General features: G+C 67.6%; 18 protein-coding genes and 3 pseudogenes. 8 read left to right on the top strand and 13 right to left on the bottom strand.

The features are described from left to right. The first annotated feature begins 5 nt into the window (after positions 1 to 5). From NC4_RS09715 to NC4_RS09705, 3 genes and pseudogenes are all read left to right on the top strand, one after another. Positions 6 to 581, top strand: coding sequence for a hypothetical protein (locus NC4_RS09715; RefSeq protein ID WP_067535202.1), 576 nt, complete (start codon positions 6 to 8; stop codon positions 579 to 581). 217 nt (positions 582 to 798) lie between these two features. Continuing rightward, positions 799 to 2163: a PepSY-associated TM helix domain-containing protein gene (locus tag NC4_RS09710; RefSeq protein WP_245721583.1), complete on the top strand. Its 1365-nt coding sequence runs from the start codon at positions 799 to 801 to the stop codon at positions 2161 to 2163. 94 nt (positions 2164 to 2257) lie between these two features. After that, positions 2258 to 2953: pseudogene (locus NC4_RS09705) on the top strand (DUF8020 domain-containing protein). 13 nt (positions 2954 to 2966) lie between these two features. Here NC4_RS09705 and NC4_RS09700 read toward each other — a convergent pair. The 4 genes and pseudogenes from NC4_RS09700 to galK form a co-directional block, all read right to left on the bottom strand. Then, positions 2967 to 3200 (bottom strand): hypothetical protein, encoded by a 234-nt coding sequence (locus NC4_RS09700; protein WP_067535197.1) that lies wholly within the window; start codon positions 3198 to 3200, stop codon positions 2967 to 2969. Positions 3201 to 3212: 12 nt separating this feature from the next. Beyond that, positions 3213 to 4776: pseudogene (locus NC4_RS09695) on the bottom strand (sodium:solute symporter family protein). Between the two features lie 183 nt (positions 4777 to 4959). Continuing rightward, on the bottom strand, positions 4960 to 5391 hold the full coding sequence (locus NC4_RS09690; RefSeq protein WP_067535194.1) for a group II truncated hemoglobin: 432 nt from the start codon (positions 5389 to 5391) through the stop codon (positions 4960 to 4962). A gap of 70 nt (positions 5392 to 5461) precedes the next feature. Then, the gene (gene galK / locus NC4_RS09685; protein WP_084528739.1) at positions 5462 to 6622 is read right to left on the bottom strand and encodes a galactokinase; all 1161 of its coding nucleotides are present in this window, start codon (positions 6620 to 6622) and stop codon (positions 5462 to 5464) included. A gap of 374 nt (positions 6623 to 6996) precedes the next feature. On the opposite strand from galK, the gene NC4_RS09680 reads away from it, so the two are divergent. Together NC4_RS09680 and NC4_RS09675 are read left to right on the top strand one after the other, a co-directional pair. After that, complete coding sequence (locus NC4_RS09680) at positions 6997 to 8517, top strand: GGDEF domain-containing protein (RefSeq protein WP_067535191.1); 1521 nt, start codon at positions 6997 to 6999, stop codon at positions 8515 to 8517. Positions 8518 to 8568: 51 nt separating this feature from the next. Next, positions 8569 to 9000, top strand: a complete 432-nt coding sequence (locus NC4_RS09675) for a hypothetical protein (protein WP_157554426.1) — start codon at positions 8569 to 8571, stop codon at positions 8998 to 9000. 13 nt (positions 9001 to 9013) lie between these two features. Here NC4_RS09675 and NC4_RS09670 read toward each other — a convergent pair whose 3' ends face one another. The 6 genes from NC4_RS09670 to NC4_RS09645 all read right to left on the bottom strand — a co-directional run bounded on the left by NC4_RS09670 (position 9014) and on the right by NC4_RS09645 (position 15302). Further along, positions 9014 to 9784, bottom strand: coding sequence for a DUF6319 family protein (locus NC4_RS09670; RefSeq protein WP_067535185.1), 771 nt, complete (start codon positions 9782 to 9784; stop codon positions 9014 to 9016). A 195-nt stretch (positions 9785 to 9979) separates the two neighbouring features. Beyond that, positions 9980 to 10381: a hypothetical protein gene (locus tag NC4_RS09665; protein ID WP_157554424.1), complete on the bottom strand. Its 402-nt coding sequence runs from the start codon at positions 10379 to 10381 to the stop codon at positions 9980 to 9982. 128 nt (positions 10382 to 10509) lie between these two features. Then, positions 10510 to 10974, bottom strand: a complete 465-nt coding sequence (locus tag NC4_RS09660) for an SRPBCC family protein (RefSeq protein ID WP_067535179.1) — start codon at positions 10972 to 10974, stop codon at positions 10510 to 10512. Between the two features lie 76 nt (positions 10975 to 11050). Next, complete coding sequence (locus tag NC4_RS09655; RefSeq protein WP_067535177.1) at positions 11051 to 11926, bottom strand: SGNH/GDSL hydrolase family protein; 876 nt, start codon at positions 11924 to 11926, stop codon at positions 11051 to 11053. Positions 11927 to 12030: 104 nt separating this feature from the next. After that, entirely contained in the window at positions 12031 to 14511 is a 2481-nt protein-coding gene (locus NC4_RS09650; protein ID WP_067535174.1) for an MFS transporter, read from the bottom strand. 131 nt (positions 14512 to 14642) lie between these two features. Next, the gene (locus NC4_RS09645; protein ID WP_067536100.1) at positions 14643 to 15302 is read right to left on the bottom strand and encodes a phosphate signaling complex PhoU family protein; all 660 of its coding nucleotides are present in this window, start codon (positions 15300 to 15302) and stop codon (positions 14643 to 14645) included. 167 nt (positions 15303 to 15469) lie between these two features. On the opposite strand from NC4_RS09645, the gene NC4_RS09640 reads away from it, so the two are divergent. Then, positions 15470 to 16666, top strand: a complete 1197-nt coding sequence (locus NC4_RS09640) for an AI-2E family transporter (RefSeq protein WP_067535171.1) — start codon at positions 15470 to 15472, stop codon at positions 16664 to 16666. A gap of 31 nt (positions 16667 to 16697) precedes the next feature. After that, entirely contained in the window at positions 16698 to 17651 is a 954-nt protein-coding gene (gene ligD, locus NC4_RS09635) for a non-homologous end-joining DNA ligase (protein WP_067535169.1), read from the top strand. A gap of 28 nt (positions 17652 to 17679) precedes the next feature. Here the strand turns inward: ligD and NC4_RS09630 are convergent, their stop codons facing one another. Further along, complete coding sequence (locus NC4_RS09630) at positions 17680 to 18555, bottom strand: DMT family transporter (RefSeq protein ID WP_067535166.1); 876 nt, start codon at positions 18553 to 18555, stop codon at positions 17680 to 17682. 169 nt (positions 18556 to 18724) lie between these two features. On the opposite strand from NC4_RS09630, the pseudogene NC4_RS44460 reads away from it, so the two are divergent. Next, positions 18725 to 19727: pseudogene (locus NC4_RS44460) on the top strand (NAD-dependent epimerase/dehydratase family protein). 24 nt (positions 19728 to 19751) lie between these two features. Here the strand turns inward: NC4_RS44460 and NC4_RS09615 are convergent. Both NC4_RS09615 and NC4_RS44455 read right to left on the bottom strand, forming a co-directional pair. Further along, positions 19752 to 20159, bottom strand: coding sequence for a YjbQ family protein (locus tag NC4_RS09615; protein WP_067535158.1), 408 nt, complete (start codon positions 20157 to 20159; stop codon positions 19752 to 19754). A gap of 45 nt (positions 20160 to 20204) precedes the next feature. Continuing rightward, on the bottom strand, positions 20205 to 20891 hold the full coding sequence (locus NC4_RS44455; protein WP_245721582.1) for an ATP-dependent helicase C-terminal domain-containing protein: 687 nt from the start codon (positions 20889 to 20891) through the stop codon (positions 20205 to 20207). Between the last annotated feature and the right edge of the window lie 54 nt (positions 20892 to 20945).

The following is a 20945-nucleotide window of genomic DNA, read 5'->3' as shown; positions in this document are numbered from 1 at the left end:
AGCGCGTGAGTTTCGAGTCCGGCCGGTCCACGGCGCCTGCCCGCAGTGATGCTGCGGTGTTGCGCGGTGGGGCGGCCGGTTCGGTTTCCGGCGCGCTGGCGGTCGCCGCGCACGGCTGGATCTCCGGAGCGGCGCCGCTGGAATCGGGTCCGCTGACCCTGCTGGTGCTCGCCTCCATGGGCGTGGGGGCGCTGGTCCCCCGCATCGGCGCGCTGCGCAGCACCGGGCTGGGGCTGGTCCTCGCCCTGGTCGGCGGCCAGTTGCTCGGGCACTTCAGCATGATGTGGGGTTCGCCGGGCAGCAGCCACCACCACCATCACCAGGCATCCATGTGGAGTCCGGCCATGCTGGCCGCGCACCTCACCGCGGCCGTCGCGGCCGCCATTGTCATTCTCGGCGCGGAGGCCGCCTACCGGATCACCAGCACCGCGCTGGCCTGGGTGCTGCCCGCGCCGGTTGCTGTCCCGGTGCTCGCCGGGCCGCCGCAGCTGCCCATCGCGCATCGCGATCGGGTGGTGCTGCGCATTCTCGCGGCCGATGCCTTCCGCACGCGCGGTCCACCCGTCTTCGTTCGAGGCTGAATTCATCCCACACCCCGCGCACGGATTTTCATGTCCGTGCCAGTTCGCGTATTCGGCGTACCCGGGGTTTCCTCGAACATCAGAAAGACCGCTCGTGACAATCACAGAAAGCGGCGCCGAAACGACGGCGTCGCCTCCCTCCGCTACCCAATCGACGGAATCCACGCCGTCGGCCGCTTCGACCAAACGCAGTGCGGGCAATGCCTTTCAGGCGCTGATGCTGCGACTGCATTTCTATGCCGGTGTCTTCGTGGCGCCGTTCATCCTCATCGCGGCCGTCACCGGTGCGCTCTACGCCGTCTCCCCGACGCTGGAGAACATTGTCGATCGCGGCATCCTGCACACCGATTCGACCGGTCCGGCCAAGCCGCTGTCGGAGCAGATCGCTGCGGCCACCGCGCTGCGGCCGGACCTGCCGCTCAATGCCGTCGCGCCGGGCCAGAATCCGGGCGACACCACCCGCGTGATCTTCGCCGACAGCTCGCTCGGCGAGTCGGAGCGGCGCGCGGTCTTCGTCGATCCGGTCACCGCGCAGCCCGTGGGCGAGAGCGTGGTCTACGGCAGTTCGGGCCAGCTGCCCACCCGCACCTGGATCGACAAGCTGCACCGGGATCTGCACCTCGGCGATATCGGCCGCTACTACAGCGAGTTCGCCGCCTCCTGGCTGTGGGTGATCGCCCTGGCCGGGCTGGTGCTGTGGTTCCGCCGCGTGCGGGCACGGCGCGAGAAGCGCTCGGCGGGCTGGCTGTTGCGCCCGGACCGTTCCCGACCCCGCGCGCGCACGCTGAATTGGCATGCGGTGGTGAGCATCTGGATCCTGCCGGTCATCCTGCTGCTGTCGGCCACCGGTATGACCTGGTCGAAGTACGCCGGTGAGAATGTCTCCTACCTGCACAAGGCCATGAGCTGGACCACACCCGCGGTGAGCGCCAAGCTGCCCGGCGCGACCGGACCCGCCCCCGCGACCGGTGAGCACGCCGGGCACGGTGGCGCGGCGGCCCCGGCGGCGGCGCCCGATGCCGCCAATGCGGGTGTGCGGGTCGACACCGTCTATGCCGTGGCCCGCGCCAATGGCCTGGAAGGCCCGCTGGAGATCACCATTCCGGCCAAGGACGGCGTCGCCTTCGTGGCGAAGGAACTGCGCCGCCCGTTCGTCTACACCCAGGACGCCATTGCGGTGAACGGCCAGACCGGCGTCGTCACCGATATCCTGCGGTTCTCCGATTGGCCGCTCATGGCCCAGGCCACCAATCTCGGCATCGGCCTCCACATGGGCGTGACCTTCGGCTGGATCAACCAGATCGTGCTGCTGGCCATCATGATCGGGCTGATCACGGTGATCGTGCGCGGCTACCTCATGTGGTGGCGGCGGCGTCCGACCAAGGACGCGGGCCGGATGACGGTGGGCGGCAAGGCTCCTCGCCGCGCGCTGGCGCAGAGCCCGATCTACATCATCGTGCCGCTGGCGCTGGTCGCGGTGGTGGTCGGCTGGTTCGCGCCGATGCTCGGAATCCCGTTGCTGGGCTTCCTGATCGTTGATGTGCTGGTGGGTTTGTACACCCGCACGAAGACCGCCGCCTGATCCCGAATCCTTTGAGCGACACGGCAAATGGCCGTGCCGCCGACCTCCTCTACCCTTTTGCCATCCCGCCCTTCGACGAAAGAACCCCTCCCTGATGAAGATCAACAAGATCGCCCTGTCCGTCGCTCTCGTGTCGAGCGCGCTCGTCATGACCGGCGGAACCGCCATTGCCGCACCGGCAGAGGAGGCGGGCGCGATCAACTACACCCTCACCAACAGTGAGACCAACACCGTCATCCGCACCGATGCCGGTTCCCTGGTGGTCGAGGACGGCGTCTTCAAGGTCAAGGCCGCCAACGGCACCACCGTCGCGGGCACCGAGCTGAAGTTCCGCGTCGACGAGTTCGAGTTCCCGATCGCCGCCGACATCTCCGGCCGGACCGCGACCCTGACCCCGCAACTCGACATCGACAAGGCCGTCTACAAGCCGGTCGCCCTGCCCTACTAGGACAAGGCCCCCTGGAAGTCCGAATACGACCGTGAGGTCGCCGCCTGGTCCCGCATGACCAGCACCATCGCCCTGGGCGCCTCCATCGCCACCCTGGTCGGCGGCATCGGCGGCGCGGCCGTCGGCTGCGTCGTCGGCGGCATCGCCGGAGCCGCGCTGACCGGTCCTCTGGCGCTCATGTTCGGCGCCGGGCCCCTCGCCGGATGCCTCATCGGCGCCTCCTCCCTCGGCTTCCTGGGCACCCTCGCCGGACAGGTCTTCTTCACCGCCCCGGTCGCCATTCTGGCCGCGGCACAATACTTCTCCACCATCAACCAGCCGTTCACACCGGCCGCCAAGTAGGCGATCCGCGCCGCTACTCTCCCGCGGATTTGTCCGTGGGAGAGTCGGCACGGACCGGGCGTAGTAGGACCCAGGCGAAGAAGATGGCCGCGACCACCACCATGCCGATACCGGCCCACAGATTCACGTCCATGCCACCGGTTTTGGCGCGCTGGATGCCCGGGTCGTAGGTCACCGACACCACGATGAGGATCGCCCCGTAGCAGGCGAGCAGCCCGCCGACGATGGTGCGAATATCGAAAAGCATGGCATCCCTTCCTTATCCGATAAATACATTGAGAGCGATAACGAGGATCAGGGCGATTCCGGCGAGCAGCGCGGGCCGCTGGTACCAGGGCAGGGCCGCGGCGTCCGGATCGGTGAGCTGCTCCTTCGGGGTCTCCGAATAGACCAGGCCCACCAGTTCGGCGGCCGGTTTGGGTCGCGATATCCGGGTGACGGCCACGCTGACCGCGATATCGACCACGAACGCGGCTCCGGCGGCGACGAAACTCGTACCCTGGCCCGACAATTCGAAGACCTTGGTCTCACCCAGCACGAAAACCAGGACGGCGGAAGCGGTTCCGGCCACCAGACCGGCCCAGCCCGCCGCCGGAGTCATGCGCTTCCAGAACATGCCCAGGATGAAGGTCGCGAACAGCGGGGCGTTGAAGAAGCTGAACAACGTCTGCAGGTAATCCATCATATTGCCGAAATTGCCTGCGATGAAAGCGGTTCCGATGGCGGCCAGGGTCGCGCCGAGGGTGGCCAGGCGACCCACGCGCAGGTAGTAGCCGTCCTCGCGATCACGGACCGCGTAGCGCTGCCACAGGTCGTAACTGAAGACGGTGTTGAAGGCCGAGACATTGGCGGCCATACCGGCCATGAAGGCCGCCAGCAGCCCCGCCAGGCCGACGCCGAGCAGGCCGTTGGGCAGCGCGTCCTTCATCAGGTACAACAGCGCCTGGTTGTAGGTGACATCACCCTTGAAATCCGGATCCACCGCCAGTTGCGCCTTGTAGTCGGCGATCTGGGGCACCAGCACCGCGCTGATCATGCCCGGAATCACCACGATGAACGGGATGAACATCTTCGGGTACGCGCCGATGATCGGGGTGCGCCGCGCGGCCGAGATGGAATGCGTGGCCAGCGCGCGCTGCACCTCCACGAAGTTGGTCGTCCAATAGCCGAAGGACAGCACGAAGCCGAGACCGAACACGATGCCGATGACCGAGGCGACATTGCTGGTGAAACCGGTGAGCTGCGTGCCGGGCCAGGCGTGCAGTTGCTCGCCCCCGCCGGGCCCCGCCATGACCTTGGCGCGCAGGCCGTCCCAGCCGCCTACCTTGTGCAGACCGACGAGCGTAAGCGGTAGCAGCGCCGCGACAATGATGAAGAACTGGAGCACCTCGTTGTAGATGGCCGCGGACAGCCCGCCCAGGGTGATGTAGGACAGCACGATCACTGCGGCCACCACCACCGACACCCACAGCGGCCAGCCCAGCAGCACATTCAGGATGGTGCCGAGCAGATACAGGTTCACCCCGGCAATGAGCACCTGCGCCACCGCGAAGCTGAGCGCGTTCACCAGATGCGCGCCCGGCCCGAAGCGGCGCAGCATGAATTCCGGGACGCTGCGCACCTTGGAGCCGTAGTAGAACGGCATCATGACAATGCCCAGGAACAACATGGCCGGTCACCCAGGCGGGCAGCGAGCGTCCCGAGAGGAAGAAGTCGACGCTGGTGGACACCCGCAGGCGGGCCAGCCAGCCGATGCCGAGCACGACGGCGAAATACAGTGCCACCAGCGCATAGTCGATCGGATCGGCATCCAGTCGCAGCATCTCCCCCGCGGCCGTCACATCGACCGCAGGCATGCTGAAGTCGAACGGCATACGGATCTCCTGTCGAAGCGATCACGAGATGACGCGGGCACGACTGTCGGGCACGACTGTGACGCGCAATACTAGCCGCGAGTTCGCTCCGGTCCGGGAGGCTCGGCGCGGCGGTTCACGCGTGTCCGATGATCACCAGGTCCAGTGTGGTACTTCCCGCAGCGGATGCAGTTGCTCATCGGTTTCGGCATGCGAGTTCTGCTGCGCGACCTGTGCGCCGAACTCGATATGCTCGCGCACGGCCGCCCGGAATTTCTCGTCCGCCGGGAGCCCCGCCGCATCGAGCGACTCCAGGTACACGTCGACGAACCGCTGCCGCTGCTCATCGGTGATGCGCAGACCGCGATGGGCGTCGATCAGATAGGGGAACCCGAGCTCTCGGGTGAAACGCGCTGGGCCGCCGAATGATTCGGCGGTGAACCAGGTGATATGGTCGACATGGGTGGGGACGCGCACCGGAAACAGCTCCCGCAGTACGGGATCGGCCAGCGCCTTGTCGTAGAAGATTTCCTCGAGTGTGTGCAGGGCGTCATTGCCGCCGGCGAACTCGTACAGACTCACCATGGCTCGCTCGTTCCTGAGGTGCGGTGATCGTTGCCGTACCAGGCTAACCGCGGACGGCCCCCGCCGGAGGTCATTCGAGCCGATGCGCGCCCGCCGCGGGTGTGACGGTGAAGGTGCGCGGCGCGTCGAAGCCACTGTGGGCGAAGGCATCTCGCACCGCGGCGGTGATCGCGGGTGCGCGGTCGTGATCGACGAGCGCGATCACGCTGCCGCCGAATCCGCCGCCCACCATGCGCGCGCCGTAGGCCCCGCCCGCCACCGCGGCGTCCACGGCGGTATCCAAGGGCGGCGCGGATACCTCGTAATCATCGCGCAGGGACAGGTGCCCGGCGGTGAGAATCGGGCCGATGGCGCGGGGATCCGCGCCCGTCCGCAATTGTTCGGTAACCGCCAGCACCCGGGCGTTTTCGGTGACGACATGCCGGGCGCGGCGGCGCAGGATGGGATCGGCCAACCGGTCCAGCGCGTCGACCGAGCCGATATCGCGCAGATACGGAACGTCCAGTTCTTCCGCGGCGGCGGCACATTCGGCGCGCCGCAGCGCGTATTCGCCGTCCACCAGCCGATGCGGGCTGCCGGTATCGAAAACCAGCAGCTCCAGACCGAATCGCGGCAGGTCGAAGGGAATCTGCTCGGTCGCGCCGGTGCGCACGTCCAGGAACAGCACGTGCCCGGCTGTGCAGAGCATGGCCGCCGACTGGTCGAGCACACCGCTCGGTACGCCCACATAGACGTTCTCGGCCCGGCGCGCGATCTCGATGATCTCGGCCGCGGACACACTGGGCGCGAACAGGTCACGCAGGGCGATGGCCACCGAACACGACAGCGCCGCCGAGCTGGACAGGCCCGCGCCCATGGGCACGGTGCCGTCGAGCTCGAACTCCACGCCGGGAATCTCGTAGCCGCGCCGCTCGAATTCGCGGATCACGCCGAGCGGATAGTGCGCCCACCCGGGCAGCTCCTTCCATCCGGAAGCGCCCAGCGCGCACAGCGTCGCCTCGACCTCGTCACAGGGCGCCTGCCGAGATCGCAACCGCACCTTGCCGTCCGGCCGCACCGCAGCCGTGCAGGTCACACCCAGTGGCACGGCCATCGGGAGCACATATCCATCGTTGTAATCGGTGTGCTCACCGATGAGATTGACCCGCCCGGGGGCGAACCAGCGACCGGCTTTGGTATCCCCTGTCCGAAAGAGTCGTGCAGGCCGTTCGGTTCGATTCGCAGGGAGCATAGCGAGTCTCGCAAACAGCGATCCTGCGGGTTCGCTCAACTCCCCTACGAACGGCGGCATTTCGTGTCATGATCGACTCGGTTGCCCTGATCTCGACGGCGCGTTATCTGATTGGCAGCGTTCTTGCGTTGGCGTTCCTGTGACGGCGTTCTTCGATGGCGGCGCTTTTCTATGGCGGTGCTCTTCGATGACGGTGCTCTTCGATGACGGAGCTGTCGGGGCCGGGACCTATGCTCGTACAGCAATACTCGGTGCACGATCACCGGTGCCCGTCGAGCTCAGCTCGGTGAGCCGGCGGTCGTGTATTCGTGGTTGATGAGGTAGCGAAGAAGGCGGCACGGTCAGTGGGGACGGAGCGGACAAAGGGGGGGCGGGTGGATACAGACGTACAACCGGCCGGTCGGTCCTGGCGGCGGCGCAGAACCTGCTGGCGCAGCCTGTTGTTCGGCTGCGGCATACTGATCCTCGCGCTGCCGCTGGTCATCGACTCCCGCGCGCTGGCCTTGTTCACCCTCTTCGGGTCGGTCACCATCAGCCTGGTCATGATCGGCGCGGGCGTGCACCGCTACAAACCCCGCCATCCGCTGCCCTGGTATCTACTCTCCGCCTCGGCGGTGCAATTCACCATCGGCACCGTACTGCGCGATATCACCGACTGGCAGCGCCACCCCTTCGACGATCTGTTCACCCTCAGCGGCTACTGCTGTATCGGCGCCGCCGCCGTGCTCTGGCTGCGGCCGCGGCAGAACAGCACCGACCACGATCTACTGCTCGATTCCGGCCTCATCGGCCTGGGCGCGCTCCTGCTGTCCTGGACCTTCCTCATCTCACCGATTCTGCACAAGGCCCCGGGCCTGAACTTCACCACCGCCACCGCCGTCACCTACCCCGTCGCGGACGCGCTGCTGCTCACCGTGATCGCGCATTCGGTGGTGACCTCCGCCCGCTCGGAAACCTCGTTGCGACTGGTGTATCTGGCCATGCTGGTCATCCTGGCCGGTGATCTCGGCTATTCCCTCGAAACCGCGGGCTCGGCCGAACTGGGCCGCCAGATCCTGCTCATGCCACTGCAACTGGCCTACACGCTGATCGGCGCGGCGGCGCTGCATCCGAGCATGGTGGTGCTCGGCGGCCTGCGCGATATCCACGCGCACCGCTCCCGGCAGCGGGCCAGCATCATCGCCATTGTCATGATCGTGGCCGCGCTGGTGCCGGTGGTGGGCTCCAGCCTGGACCTGATGGACCGGATCGTGGTGTCCTCACTGTTCGCACTGCTATTGGGCGGGGTGCTCCTACGCTCCGAACGCGCCATCGAACGCAGCGCCCGCAGCGAACGGCGCGCGCAGTATCAGGCAGACCACGACATGCTCACCGGACTGCTGAACCGCGCCGCCCTGCTGCGGGCGCTGCATCGCAATCGGGACCGCTGGGATGATCAGCAACTGGCGCTGCTGTTCATCGATCTGGACGGCTTCAAGCGGGTCAACGACAACTACGGGCACGCCGTGGGCGATGAGCTCATCGCCAATGCCGCGGCCCGCATTCGCCGCATCATCCGCCGCGACGATGCGGCCGCCCGCTACGGCGGGGACGAATTCGTGGTGCTCGCCCCGCTGGGCCGCCAGCAGGCCCTGCTGCTGGCCGAACGGCTACTCGCGGCGCTGGGCGAACCCTTCGAACTCAGCGCCGCCGAGGTGCGCATTGCTGCCAGTATCGGAATCGCCTGCAGCGGACCGCGGGGCGCGGATACGACCGTCTATGAGCTTCTGCGCGAGGCGAATTCGGCTATGTACCATGCGAAGGAATATTCCCTGGGGTACGTTTTCCATGCCGATGTCAGGCATGGCCACCCGGAGTCCGGACCGCGCACGTGGCACCGGGAGTTCGCGGTCTGACGTCATAATCTCTGTCACCGCACGGATATTCGGGTAAATATGCAGTTCTCTGTGTCATCGCGTACCGCTGCCGCCACCATTGCTTGCGCGGCCGCATTCACTCTCGGGTCGGCCGGTACGGCCCTCGCCATTCCCCTGGAACCCGCCATCACCACCGATGTCACCGCGCCCGCGGGCACGGACGATATCGTCGGCGTGGGTGGTACCGGTTCGGCCTCGCTGTCCGCCGATCCGGGCTCGGCGCAGGCCGCGGTCACCGGCTCGTCCTCCGGTTCCGGCGGAACCGGTTCGGGTGGAAGCGGTTCCGGCGGCGGGGTGCCCGGCTCCGGCTCGGCCAGCCTCGGCAACAAGATTTCCCAGATGGGTCCCGCCATTGCCAATGGCATCGATCAGCTCATGCGCGCGCTGGGATTCCGTCCCGGCCCACTCCCGGCCTGCCCGGAGGGGCTGGAGCGCACCGGTGACGGAATCGCCTGCCGCTGAGCGAATCTAGGGTTCAGCCCGCCAAGTCGTCGAGTAGCCGACGGGCATTCTCGAGCTCCGCCTGGAGCTGCTCGACCTTGGCGCGCTGCTGTTCCCGCACCGAATCCAGAATCGAGTCCACCACCTCGGCGACCTCGGGGTGCAGGATCTTGGCGGCCTGCGAGACCGCCGAGCTCGGCACGGACAGGCCCTTGATGGTGCGCTTCTTGCCGTTCACCACATCGAGGGTCCACTCGCCGTCGGCGGTGCCGCTGAGCGTGACGGTGACCTCGGGCGCCTTGGGCTTGCGAGCCGCGGCGCCCGCGGCGGCGGCATTGCGCGCGGGGCGCGAGGCGCTCTTGGCCGCGGCCTTGTCGGGGCTCGCGGGCTCGGAAACGCTGGGCGCCTGAGGCGCCTCGGCTTTCGGCGCCGCCGCCGGAGCGGGCGGCGCGATCGGGACACTCGGCGGGGCGGTCACGGGCGACGGCATCGTCACTGTGGAGTCCTTCCTGGTTGCCGTTTTCTGTTTCGTCGCACCGGCCGCGTCTTTCCGGGCCGGTTTGGTCAAGGTCACCTCGGTGGGTCCGAACGACAGCACGTCCTTCGAACCGGTCGGCTTCACCTGCAGGAAATCGCCCTCGGACGGATCACCGAGCGAGATCACCTTGCCGGAACGGCCTTCCGGTACGCCGACCGCCGCCGCCGTGAACCACACCATCGGCGGTTTGCCCGCGTCGATTTCCGCGGCGATATGCCGAATCTCGGTCTCCGACAACGGCTGTGGCTTGGTGGTACGGGACGACATGGGGCTCTCCGAGCGGACGGTTGGACATCTGCGTGCACAGAGCATGCCCCATGGCACCGACAAATCCACATCCGGAGATTGCGCACCACCCTCGCCGCACAGGTCAGCGAACGCTCAGCCATTCGATTCGTGCGGCCCACGGAGCATGGCCGGCGGCTCCGATCGTAGGCCCACACCGCCACTCTCGCGCAACTTTCACAGTTGCTCCACCCCGCGCAGCACGCACTGCACGGTCTCCGGCCTGGTCACCGGATCGAGGCGAGTCTCGGTGGTGAAGCCCTGTGTCGCGCCCGGTGGTACCACCACTTCGGTGCTGGTGCGCTCCAGCACCGCCGATTCCGGCGTCAGGAAGCTCACCACGACCAGATAGCGATGTTCGACGGCGTCCCGATTGCTCACCACCCCGGCGGCCTGCCAGCCCGCCGAGGTGCCGCCACAGGCGGTGACGAAGGCGCTGCGCTGCATCTCCGGGGCCTCCGCGGCCTCGTACTCGGACACCGGGTCATCCGCGCGGGTACAGCCGGACAGCACGGCCGCGGCCGCGCAGGCGAGGGCCCCGCCGAGCACTACGACAAGCCTCAGGTAGGGGGCGATCACGAATCTCCCTTTCCACCGCGCACTTCCGCCCCCCGCAACACCGTTGCCATTCGTTAGCTGCGCGCAGAGTACCCCACCTTGACCGCGTGTCGTCACATGACACGACGCGCGTGTCGCGTGACACGCCGTTAGACGTCGACTTTCGATTGCCGGTACAGCTCCTCCAGAATGTGCGTCAGCTTGGTCTCGGTGTGCTTGATGGCAATGGCGACGAACGGCTCGATGGCCTTGCCCAGCGCCTTCCCCGCCAGCCCGCCGGGCAGCTGGTAGTGCACGTCCACGGTGACCGCGCCGCGCTCGGGCCCGAGAGACTCGAACTGCCAACGGGATTGATTGCTGAATCCGGACACCGACTCACTGGCGAACACCTGGTTCTCCACGTATTCGGTCAGCTTGACGGTGGCCTTCAGCACCACCCCCAGCTTCATCGCGCCCTCGTACAGCGCGCCGACCGTCCGATGCGGCACATCTCCGACGAGCGTGAAGCTCTGCAGGCCGTAGACGAAATCCGTCCAGTTCGCCATGTCCGCCATGTATTCGAACGCGAACTCGACCGGTACCGCCGCTTCCCCGCGGTGATGAATATGCACCATGGGCCGTCTCCATTTCCCCCGGCTGAAATTGACAGAACTGTACCAAGGCCAGTAATCGGCCGCAGCACAGCGAATCTCAGCGCACTCCCAGCGTTTCGAGCACGCGCCGGGCCTGATAGTCCGCCCCGAGCTGATTGGGATGGAAGGGCACCGCCGGGCCGATCGGGTTGCCGGAGAACGGGATCAGGCCCTCCACCCAGCGGGTGCCGACGGGCTGACAGGCGTCGTGCCCATGGCTGCCGCTGTAGGTGTCGACGAAGGTCGCGCCGGTGCGGGCGGCCGCGCGGGCCAGCATATGGTGCAGCTCTAGGAGTTTGGCGCCGAGCCATACGGCGTCGGCGTCGGAGATGGGAATCTCCGGATAGCAGCCGCCGTCGAGGTCGACGGCTTCGAAGTAGTCGAGCAGCAGGATGCGGGCGTTGGGTGCGCGGTCCCGGATGCCCTGCACGACGGCCACCACGCGCGATTCCGCGCTCGCGATATTGGCCGACATCTGATCGACGTCACCGGCCACCAGCTTGCTCAGGCAGGGGTTGACCGCCGGATCGACCGTGACGCAGTCCATGACGGTCTCGGCCAGGCCCGCGTCATTGCCGCCGATGCTGATGGTCACCAGATCGGTGGCGGGCGTGAGCCGGTCGAACTGCGGTGCGTTGCCGCGCTGTTCCGCGGTCATGTTCGCCGTGGTCGCGCCACCGCAGGAGGCATCGCGGAAGGTGGGCACGGCCAGTGCCGCCGCGACCTGGCGCGCGAAGTTCCCGGCGCTCTGGACGCAGTTCACCGGCGCGAACTCGGTGGTGATCTGCATGATGGTGGCATCGGCGGCCCACGAATCACCCAGTGCCACATACTCGGTGAACGCCGGGCCGGTGGCCGGTTCGGCGGGTGCGATCCCGGCAGGCAGGACCGCCGCCATGGCCACAGACATCAGTAGCGCAGGTGAAATTCTCATGTGGACCCTCCCCGGATTCGAGAACTGGTCTCGAGTCCAGTTCCGGGTGGTCAAGCTAACAGCCGTCCACCGGGCCGTCCACCGGAGCCCGGACAGGCTCCGCCTCACACCCGGTCCCCGGATTCGACGCGCTCGTAGCCGAGCAGCACATCGTGATACAGCTCGCCGTCGGACACCGTGACGCGGCTGAAGACCGGCGGGTAGCCGCGCGCCATGACCGTGTAGCGGCCCTCCGCCAGATCCGGCACCTGGTAGCGACCGGCGTCGTCGGTGCGGGTGATGGCGACCAGATCGCCGTCCTCGTCCAGGACGGTGATCTGGGCATCCGGAATCACCCGTCCCGCATCGGTGCACGCCGATCCGGCCAGCACTGCGCGCGGGGCCAATTCGATATCGTGGCGCAGCATTCCGCTGTCGGGCACGACCAGGGTGGTGGCGCACGGGCGCATGTGTTCCGCGACGGCCACCAGGGTGTAGGTGCCCGCCAGCACGCCGCGGCAGGAGTAGGCGCCGTCCGGCGTCGTGGTGGCGGCGGCGATCACATCGCCGTGCATATCGGTGAGGGTCACGGTGGCCTCCGGCAGCGGCATGCCGCGGACCGCCGAGCGCACCGTGCCCGTGATCTCCCCGGCGCCGGTCATGACGATATCCAGCTGATGCGGTCGCCTCCCGACGGTGATGGTGACGGCGCTGGGCTGATAGCCGCCCGCCGAGACGATGAGGACGTAGGTGCCCGAGCGGGGCGCGCCGATGATGTAGACGCCCTCGTCGTCGCCGATGGCGCGCGAAACCTGGCGTCCGCGTTGGTCGATGAGGGTGAGCACGGCATCGGCGACCGCATGCCCGTCCTCGCGGTGCACCCACCCGGCGATGGACAGGCCGCGCGGCGAGACCACGCGCAGGGCGTCGTCGGCGATCGGTTCCGGTTCCGGCTCCGGCTCCGGCTCCGGCTCGGGGTCGGGCTCCGGCTCGGGTTCGTAACCGATCTCCGGCGCCTCGGCCAGGACCGGCATCGGCATTTCCTGTAGCGGAAGCTCTTTCATGAACATGAGCACGATCGCCGCCAGCACGGCGACCGCGGCGGCCACGTAGAAGACCCCGCTCATGGCGTCGGTGAAGCCGATCAGGATGGGCGTCTGCAGGTGCGGTGGCAGCTCCCCGACAGCACCGGTATTGCTCTGGACCTGTGCGAGCTGGGTGGGCGAGAACTCCGGTGGCAGCGCGCCGCCGAAGGCGTCGATGATCCGGCCGGGCAACAGGTTGAACAGCACGGTCAGGAAGACCTCCACGCCCAGTGTGCCGCCCATCTGCCGGAAGAAGATGGCCGCGGCCGTCGAGACGCCCATATCCGTGTGCGGGCTCGCGTTCTGGGCGGCGATGATGAGCGTCTGCATGCAGCCGCCCAGGCCGAATCCGATGACGCCGCAGTACAACAGCGGCTGCCACATCGGGCTGTCGTACTCGACGAGGGCGAACAGCACCGACCCGGCGGCGATGACCAGCGAGCCCAGAATGGGCAGCACCTTGTACCGGCCGGTGAATTTGGTTACCAGCCCGGCCAATTGGGCCCCGATCATGATGCCCGCCACCAACGGCAGCATCATGAGCCCGGCCTTGGTGGGCGAATAGCCGCGCACCACTTGGAAATACAGCGGAACCAGGATGATCGCGCCGAACATGGCCACGCCGACAATGGTTCCGCCCAGGATCGCCATGCTGAAACTGCCGCTGCCGAACAGCCGCAGGGGAATCAGCGCCGCGTCCTTCATGAGGAATTCGGCGAGCAGGAACAGCACCAGCCCGGCCGCCGCGACGCCGTAGCAGATGATGGCGCGGTCGGACTGCCAGCCCCATTCGCGGCCCTGCTGGGCGACCAGCAGCAGCGGCACGGTGCCGATGGTGAAGGTGATGGCGCCCGGCCAGTCGGTGCGCTGCGGCTGCCGCTGGAAGGGGAAGTCCAGCACCTTGGCGACGACCAGGAAGGCGAGCAGGCCGATGGGCACATTGACGAGGAAGACCCAGCACCAACCCTCGAGTCCGACCAGTCGGTCTGCATTGGAGAAGAACCCGCCCAGCACCGGACCCAGCACCGTGGCAATGCCGAAGACCATCATGAAATAGCCCTGATAGCGCACTCTTTCGCGCGGCGGCACGATATCGCCGATAATCGTGAACGCCAGCGACATGAGCCCGCCCGCGCCGATGCCCTGAATGGCTCGGAAGACCGCGAGCTGCGTCATATCGGTGGCGAAGGTGCACGCGACCGACCCGATCACGAAGACCCCGATGGCAATGAGATAGCACGGTTTGCGCCCGTGGATATCGGCCAGCTTCCCGTATAGCGGGGTGGATATGGTCGCGGTGATGAGGTACGCCGTGGCCGCCCACGCCTGATCGTCGAATCCGTGCAGGCTGTTGGCGATCCGCACGATCGCCACGCTCACGATGTTCTGATCCAGGGCCGCCAGGAATACCCCGAGTAGCAGGCCCGACAAGATGATCATGATTTGCCGGTGCGACAACACATTTCCGGCCTCGTCGAAAGGCGAAGCGGCAGACGGCGCAGATGTGGTGGCATTCGTCATGTTTGGGGCCCTTGTCGGATTTCGGCTGTCCGGACACGCGGTGCTACTCGAAAAACCCTCACCATGAAGCAATTCGGGCAGCTTACCCGTGCCGATCAGGACCCCTGACAGCACATCCCCGTTTGTGGCGGTTACCCCTCCACTTGCGCGTACAGCGGAATACCGGTGTGGAAGAACCGGATGAGCTGGCCGATGCGGACACAATGGTCGGTGCAGCGGCCGTAGTGGTGCACGAGCATGGCGATATCGGTGGCCATGGCCGAACCATGTGTCCAGTCCGGATCGGCCACGGCGTCGGAGACCTGGGCGCGCAGGCGATCCACGGCCGTGTCCCGAGGTATCAGCACCTTGTCGCGCGGAGGATTCTGCGCGGCAATCACTTTCACCACATCGTCGGTCAAATCGGCTATGGCGGTCGATATCCCGTCGAGTTGCTCGATGACGTGCTGCGGCGCAACCGGTTCCGGGTACCGGCGCACGACGATATCGGCAATCCGGCTGAGCGAGGTGCCAATGTCCAGCAAGTCGTCGGCAATCTGGATGGCGGTCACCACGTGCCGGAGATCACGGGCCACCGGAGCCTCGAGTGCGAGCAGGATCACCGAGCGGTCCTCGCACTTGGCGTGCTCGACCTGCACCTGTTCCTCGAGCGCGAACACCTCGTAGGCGGCGGTGAGATCACTGCCCACCAAGGCCGCCGCAGCGCGCTCGGCCGCCTCATGGGTCAACCGCGCCATATGTGCCAGCTCATCGGTCAACGCCATGAGCTCGATGGAGAATTTCGTCCGCACCCGCATATCTTGTCCGCCCGACACCACACCTGCACAATATCGCGGCAAAACCTTTATCCCTGAATGCTTCTCGGCCTGTCCGCGTGAAATTAACCGACCGCCCAGCCTGATGAACAATTCGGAACAAAAGACCGACCGGTGCGTCGATTACGGGCAAACTCCCGGCGGTGGCGCAGACTGACCCCGTGGCCCCCGACAACCCGGCACCCGAGCAGAGCCCGGCGAGCACCTCCGCCAGCGGCCGCATGCCGTCCTGGCTGCCGCGCGCCATGATCCTGGCGCTGGTCCTGATCGGCGTCTTCGAGGTCGCGAACTGGGCGGCCTACCGGCTCATCGATATCGGCATCATTCTCACGGTGGCCTTCTTCATCTCACTGGCCATGGAACCCGCGGTGGACGCGCTGGCCGCGCGGGGCATGCACCGCGGTCTCGCCGTCGCCGCCGTCTTCATCATCGTGTTCGTCTGCACGGTCGGATTCATCGCCACGCTGGGCGTGCTCGCGGTGGAGACGGTCGGCAATATCGCCGCCGAACTCCCCCGGCTGCTCGACGAGCTCATCGTGTGGGTCAACAACACCTTCCACCAGGATTTCACCGTGCACCAGCTGCGCGATCGGCTGTTCAAGGACTCCGATGTGGTCACCGAATACGCCGAACGCGCCGCCGACAATGCCTGGGGCCTGTCCAGCAGTGTGCTCGGCGGGCTGGCGCGGGTGCTGACCATCGCGCTGTTCAGCGTCTACATGACCGCCGACAGGCCGAAGCTGCGGCGCTCGCTGTGCTCGCTGCTGCCGCCCGCCAAACAGGGCGCGGTCCTGCACGCCTGGGATCTGGCCATCGATAAGACCGGCGGCTATCTGTACTCCCGGGCGCTGCTGGCGGTCATCTCCGCCATTGCGCACGGCGCGTTCCTGGCGCTGCTGGGCATACCCAATGCGCTAGACCTGGGCATCTGGTTCGGCGTGGTCGCCTCGTTCGTGCCGACGGTGGGCACCTATATCGCGGGCATTCTGCCGATTCTGGTGGCGCTCACCGTCGATCCCCTCGACGCGGTGTGGATCCTGATCTTCGTGGTGGTGTACCAGTGGATTCAGGACTATGTGCTGCAACCGCGCATTACCGCGCGCACCGTGGACGTGAATCCGGCGGTGGCGCTGCTCGCCGTCATGATCGGCGCGGCGCTGCTTGGCGCGGTCGGCGCGGTGCTCGCCATTCCGGCCACCGCCACGCTGCAGGCCTTCCTCGGCGAGTACGTCAGGCGCTACGAGGTGACCGAGGATCCGCGCATCGACCGGCGCGATCGAAAGAACAAGGGCGAGGCCGAGACCGAGGCCGAGAGCCCGCCCGCCGCCCCCGGTTCTTGACCATGTCCCGGGTGCGGCGCAAGGTGGTGCGATGGGCACCGAAGAGGTTCGCGACGGCGTCAAGCTCACCAGTCTGGACTCACCGCTGTTCGACGGGGCCGACGCCACCAAACGGGATCTGATCGGCTACTTCGAGGCGGTGGGCGATCGGCTGGTGCGGAATCTGCGGGGGCGGCCGCTGTCGGTCATCCGGGTGCGGCCCGGGCAGGAGCCGTTCATGCAGAAGAATCTGCCCAAGTACACCCCGGACTGGGTGCCGCGGGTGACCATCTGGGCCGACAGCTCCAAACGCGAAGTGACCTACGCGGTCTGCGATGACGTGCGCACGCTGCTGTGGTTCGGGAATCAGCGGGCCATCGAGTACCACACCTGGCTGCTGCGGGGCGATTACGAATCGGGGCCGACGCATCTGGTGCTCGATCTCGATCCGCCGCCCGGGGAGAACTTTCGGGCGGCGGTGCGCGCGGCCGAACTGGTGCGGGCGGCGCTGGCGGACGACGGGCTGGCGGGGGCGGTGAAAACCAGTGGGGCCAAGGGTGTTCACGTATTCGTGCCGGTCGAGCCCGGAATTTCGATGGAGGACGCGGCGGCGGCCAACCGGGCCATCGCGGTGCGCGCCGAACGGCTCGATCCCGCACTCGCCACCACCGCGTTCATCCGCGAGGATCGCGGCGGCAAGGTGTTCATCGACTCCACCCGGGCGGGCGGGGCGACCGTGGTCGCGGCGTACAGTCCGCGCATCCGGCCGGGCGCCCCGGCGTCGTTTCCGGTCGGCTGGGCCGATCTGGCGGCGGCCGCGCCCGGTGATTTCACCATTCGCAATGCCGCGAAACTACTCGGCGACCGCGACCCGTGGGCGGAGGAAATGCCCGCGCCGCAACGACTTCCCGAGGATCTGCTGGCCGAGGGCCACACCATTCCGGTGGCCCGGGTCCAGGCCATGCACGAGGGCAAGCGCCGGGCCCGGGCCAAACGCCAGGGCTGAACCGGATTACGCGAGAGCGTGGCCGGAATCAGGCGGGCGTGGGTTCCTTCACCGCCGCCTTGGCCTTGGCGGTGCCCAGAATGGAGCCGATGATGACCAGCGGGAAGCCGATGGCCATACCGGCGGTGAGCGGTTCACCCAGCAGCGAGACGCCCACCGCGAGCGCGACCGCCGGATTGATGTAGGTGATCACCGTGGCGCGCGCGGCGCCGACCTCGCCGATGAGCGCGAAGAACACCACGAAGGCCAGTGCGGTGCAGATGAGCCCGAGCCCGACCACCGACCAGGTGGCATCCGCCGGAAGGTGCGCCGGGGTGCGGAAGACCGCGAACGGCAGATAGATCGCGGTCGCGATGACCAGTGAGGCTGTCACCACGCCGATGGGCGGCAGGTCCGACAATTTGCGATCGATGATGATCGCCCCGATCGCGTACCCCACCACGGTCACGCCGATGGCGGCGAGCGCCCAGACGTTCGAGGTGTCGATATCCAGCCCCACCAGCGCCGCCACCCCCGCGAACCCGACGAACAGGCCGATGATCCGGCGGGTGTCCAAGCGCTCGTGCCCGATCCGCGTCACGATGACCATGGCCACCAGCGGCACCGCCGCGATCAACAGCCCGACCGTCGAACTGTTCAGCCTCGTCTCGGCCATGCCGATCATGAGCCACGGCACGGTGATCTCCACCAGCGTGTACACCAGCACCCACCGCCAATGCCGCAGCGCCACCGTGAAAACCTTGGTGTACAGCGCAATCGGCAACAACACCAGCGCCCCGAGCAGAGTCCGCCCGAACGCCACGAACAACGGATCGAAATCCTCCACCGCCACACGAATCATCGCGTACGGCACACCCCAGATAACCCCCATCGCCAGGAACAGCGCCCACCCGCGCCTACTCATCCCCGCACCCCGCCGTCCCGCCACACATATCCCGATCTCCCGGGAGCGTATGTCACACCTGTGACACCCCGCCCCCCGCCGCCTCGAGCCACCCCGGCGCAGTAGCGCCACTGTCACCCCGACGCCGCACCGAAGCCACCGAATCCACCAGGTCGAACCCGATGCGGCGGTGCGCCATTCCCGCCTGGCAGCATGGGCACTCGTGCGAGTACTGGTCACCGGCGCGGGCGGCTATCTCGGCCGCGCGGTCGTCACCGCCCTGGCCGCGGCGGGTCACACCCCGATCGCCATGGCGCACAATCGCTCCGGGCCGATTCCCGGCTCAGCCGAAACCCGTGCGGCCGATCTCCTCGACACCGGGACTCTCCGCCACGCCCTCACCGGTGTCGACGCCGTGTGCCACCTGGCGGGTCTGACCCGGGTCCGCGAATCGCTTACCGATCCACTGCGCTACTTCGAGGTCAACGCCACCGGCACCCTGCGCCTCCTCTCCGCAATGGCCGAGGCGAGCGTGCGGCGCCTGGTCTTCGCCTCCACCTGCGCCATCTACGGCACCCCCGATCGCCAACCGATGACCGAAGACCTCCCCGACGCCCCGCCCCTACGCCAGCAGCAAACTGGCCGCCGAGCTCGCCATCGCGGCCCAGGCCCGCACCGGCGCGCTGTCCGCGACGATCCTGCGCCTACCCAATATCGCGAGCGGCGACGACCCGGACCCCACCCGTCTGATCCCCCGCACCCTCACCGCCGCCGCCAACGGCACCACCCTCGAAGTCAACGGTGACGGCACCGCGGTCCGCGACTACCTCCACGTCACCGACGCCGCCACCGCCTTCCCCGCCTGCCTCGATCACACCCCGTCCCCCGGCGCCGCAACCCGCTTCAATCTCGGAACAGGGTGCGGCACAAGCATTCTGGACATCGTCGCCGCAGTCGAACACGTAACCGGTCGCCCAGTCCCCCTGCGCCACAAGCCCGCCGCCCCCGAACCCGCCGCCCTGATCAGCGGCCCCACCCGCATCACCACCGAAACCGGTTGGACCCCACAGCACCCGCCATCGAATCCATCATCCGCGACACCTGGCACCGGATGCTCCCCCACTAGCTCACCCAGCGTCCACACCCTTTCGGCCCGGTACACACCCGATATCGGCCGCCAAAAGGTGGTGTGAACCGGGTGGAAAGGGTGTGAACCCTCACGCACCCAGGAGTGACAGGCGCACCTCGCGGTCGGGATTGTCTACGTTGAGATCGACCAGGGCGATCGACTGCCAGGTGCCGAGTGCCAGGGCGCCGTCGAGGACCGGCACGGTGGCATAGGGCGGAATCAGGGCGGGCATGACGTGGGATCGGCCGTGGCCGCGCGAGCCGTGCGCGTGTCGCCAGCGATCGTCGGGGGGCAGCAGATCGCGCAGTGCGGCAAGCAAGTCGTCGTCACTGCCCGCACCGAGTTCGATGATCGCGATCCCGGCCGTGGCGTGCGGCACGAAGACGTGCAGCAACCCGTCGCCGCCCACCTCCCGCGCGAAGGCCGCGCACTCCCGCGTGAGGTCGTACACAACCTCGGTCCGACCCGTGGTCACCCGCAACACCGTGCTCTTCATACCCGCCATGATCGGCCATCGGCCTTCCGGCGAGCGACTGCGCGGTCAGCCGCGCGTTGCGCGGCGGGCGGTGCCGCGATGCGCTGGGACGGTGGCAGGGTCTTCCGGCCAGGCGTGTTTGGGGTAGCGGCCGCGGAGGTCGGCGCGGACCTGGGGCCAGCCGGTGCGCCAGAAGGAGGCGAGGTCACCGGTGACGGCTATCGGACGTTGGGCTGGGGAGAGCAGGTGCAGGAGGATGGGGATTTTGCCGTCGGCCAGGGCGGGGGTGTCGGACCAGCCGAAGACTTCCTGGACCTTGACCGCGAGTACCGGGCGCTCGGCCGTGTAGTCGACGCGAATCTTGCTGCCGGAGGGGACTTCCAGGCGTTCGGGGGCCAGTTCTTCGAGGCGGGCGGCCTCGGGCCAGGGCAGCAGGCGGCGGAGGGCTTGACCGGCGTCGACGCGCTCCAGGTCGGCTCGTCTTCTGGCGGTGGCCAATTCGGGGCCGAGCCAGGCGTCGAGGTCGGCGAGCAGAGCCTCGTCTCCGACGGCGGGCCAGGGCGCGCCGAGATTGCGGTGCAGGAAATCGAGGCGCTGCCGGAGCGCGGTGGCGTCGGCATCCCAGCGCAGCAGACCGAGGCCCGTCGAGGCCAGGCCGGTGCGCAGGGCGGCGGCGATCCGCTCCGGTTCCGGGTCACGTAAAGGCTTCTCCGACAGCACGATCGAGCCGAGGCGCTCGACCCGGCGGGCCACCACATCCCCGTTGACCCAATCGACCTCGTCGGCGGTGGCCAGCAGGGCGGGGCG

Origin of the sequence: Nocardia crassostreae (genome assembly GCF_001613405.1) — a bacterium.
Taxonomy (GTDB): domain Bacteria; phylum Actinomycetota; class Actinomycetes; order Mycobacteriales; family Mycobacteriaceae; genus Nocardia; species Nocardia crassostreae.
Note: the sequence above shows the minus strand (reverse complement) of the source record. Positions and strands in the feature narration are given on the sequence as shown.

Excerpts from the sequence above, each read along its gene's own strand:
- NC4_RS09615 (WP_067535158.1), bottom strand. The coding sequence starts at position 20,159 with ATGAAGAGCACGGTGTTGCGGGTGACCACGGGTCGGACCGAGGTTGTG.
- NC4_RS09690 (WP_067535194.1), bottom strand. The coding sequence starts at position 5,391 with ATGGTGAGTCTGTACGAGTTCGCCGGCGGCAATGACGCCCTGCACACA.
- NC4_RS09650 (WP_067535174.1), bottom strand. The coding sequence starts at position 14,511 with ATGACGAATGCCACCACATCTGCGCCGTCTGCCGCTTCGCCTTTCGAC.
- NC4_RS09700 (WP_067535197.1), bottom strand. The coding sequence starts at position 3,200 with ATGCTTTTCGATATTCGCACCATCGTCGGCGGGCTGCTCGCCTGCTAC.
- NC4_RS09710 (WP_245721583.1), top strand. The coding sequence starts at position 799 with ATGCTGCGACTGCATTTCTATGCCGGTGTCTTCGTGGCGCCGTTCATC.
- ligD (WP_067535169.1), top strand. The coding sequence starts at position 16,698 with ATGGGCACCGAAGAGGTTCGCGACGGCGTCAAGCTCACCAGTCTGGAC.
- NC4_RS09660 (WP_067535179.1), bottom strand. The coding sequence starts at position 10,974 with ATGGTGCATATTCATCACCGCGGGGAAGCGGCGGTACCGGTCGAGTTC.
- NC4_RS09655 (WP_067535177.1), bottom strand. The coding sequence starts at position 11,926 with ATGAGAATTTCACCTGCGCTACTGATGTCTGTGGCCATGGCGGCGGTC.
- NC4_RS09630 (WP_067535166.1), bottom strand. The coding sequence starts at position 18,555 with ATGAGTAGGCGCGGGTGGGCGCTGTTCCTGGCGATGGGGGTTATCTGG.
- galK (WP_084528739.1), bottom strand. The coding sequence starts at position 6,622 with ATGCTCCCTGCGAATCGAACCGAACGGCCTGCACGACTCTTTCGGACA.
- NC4_RS09670 (WP_067535185.1), bottom strand. The coding sequence starts at position 9,784 with ATGTCGTCCCGTACCACCAAGCCACAGCCGTTGTCGGAGACCGAGATT.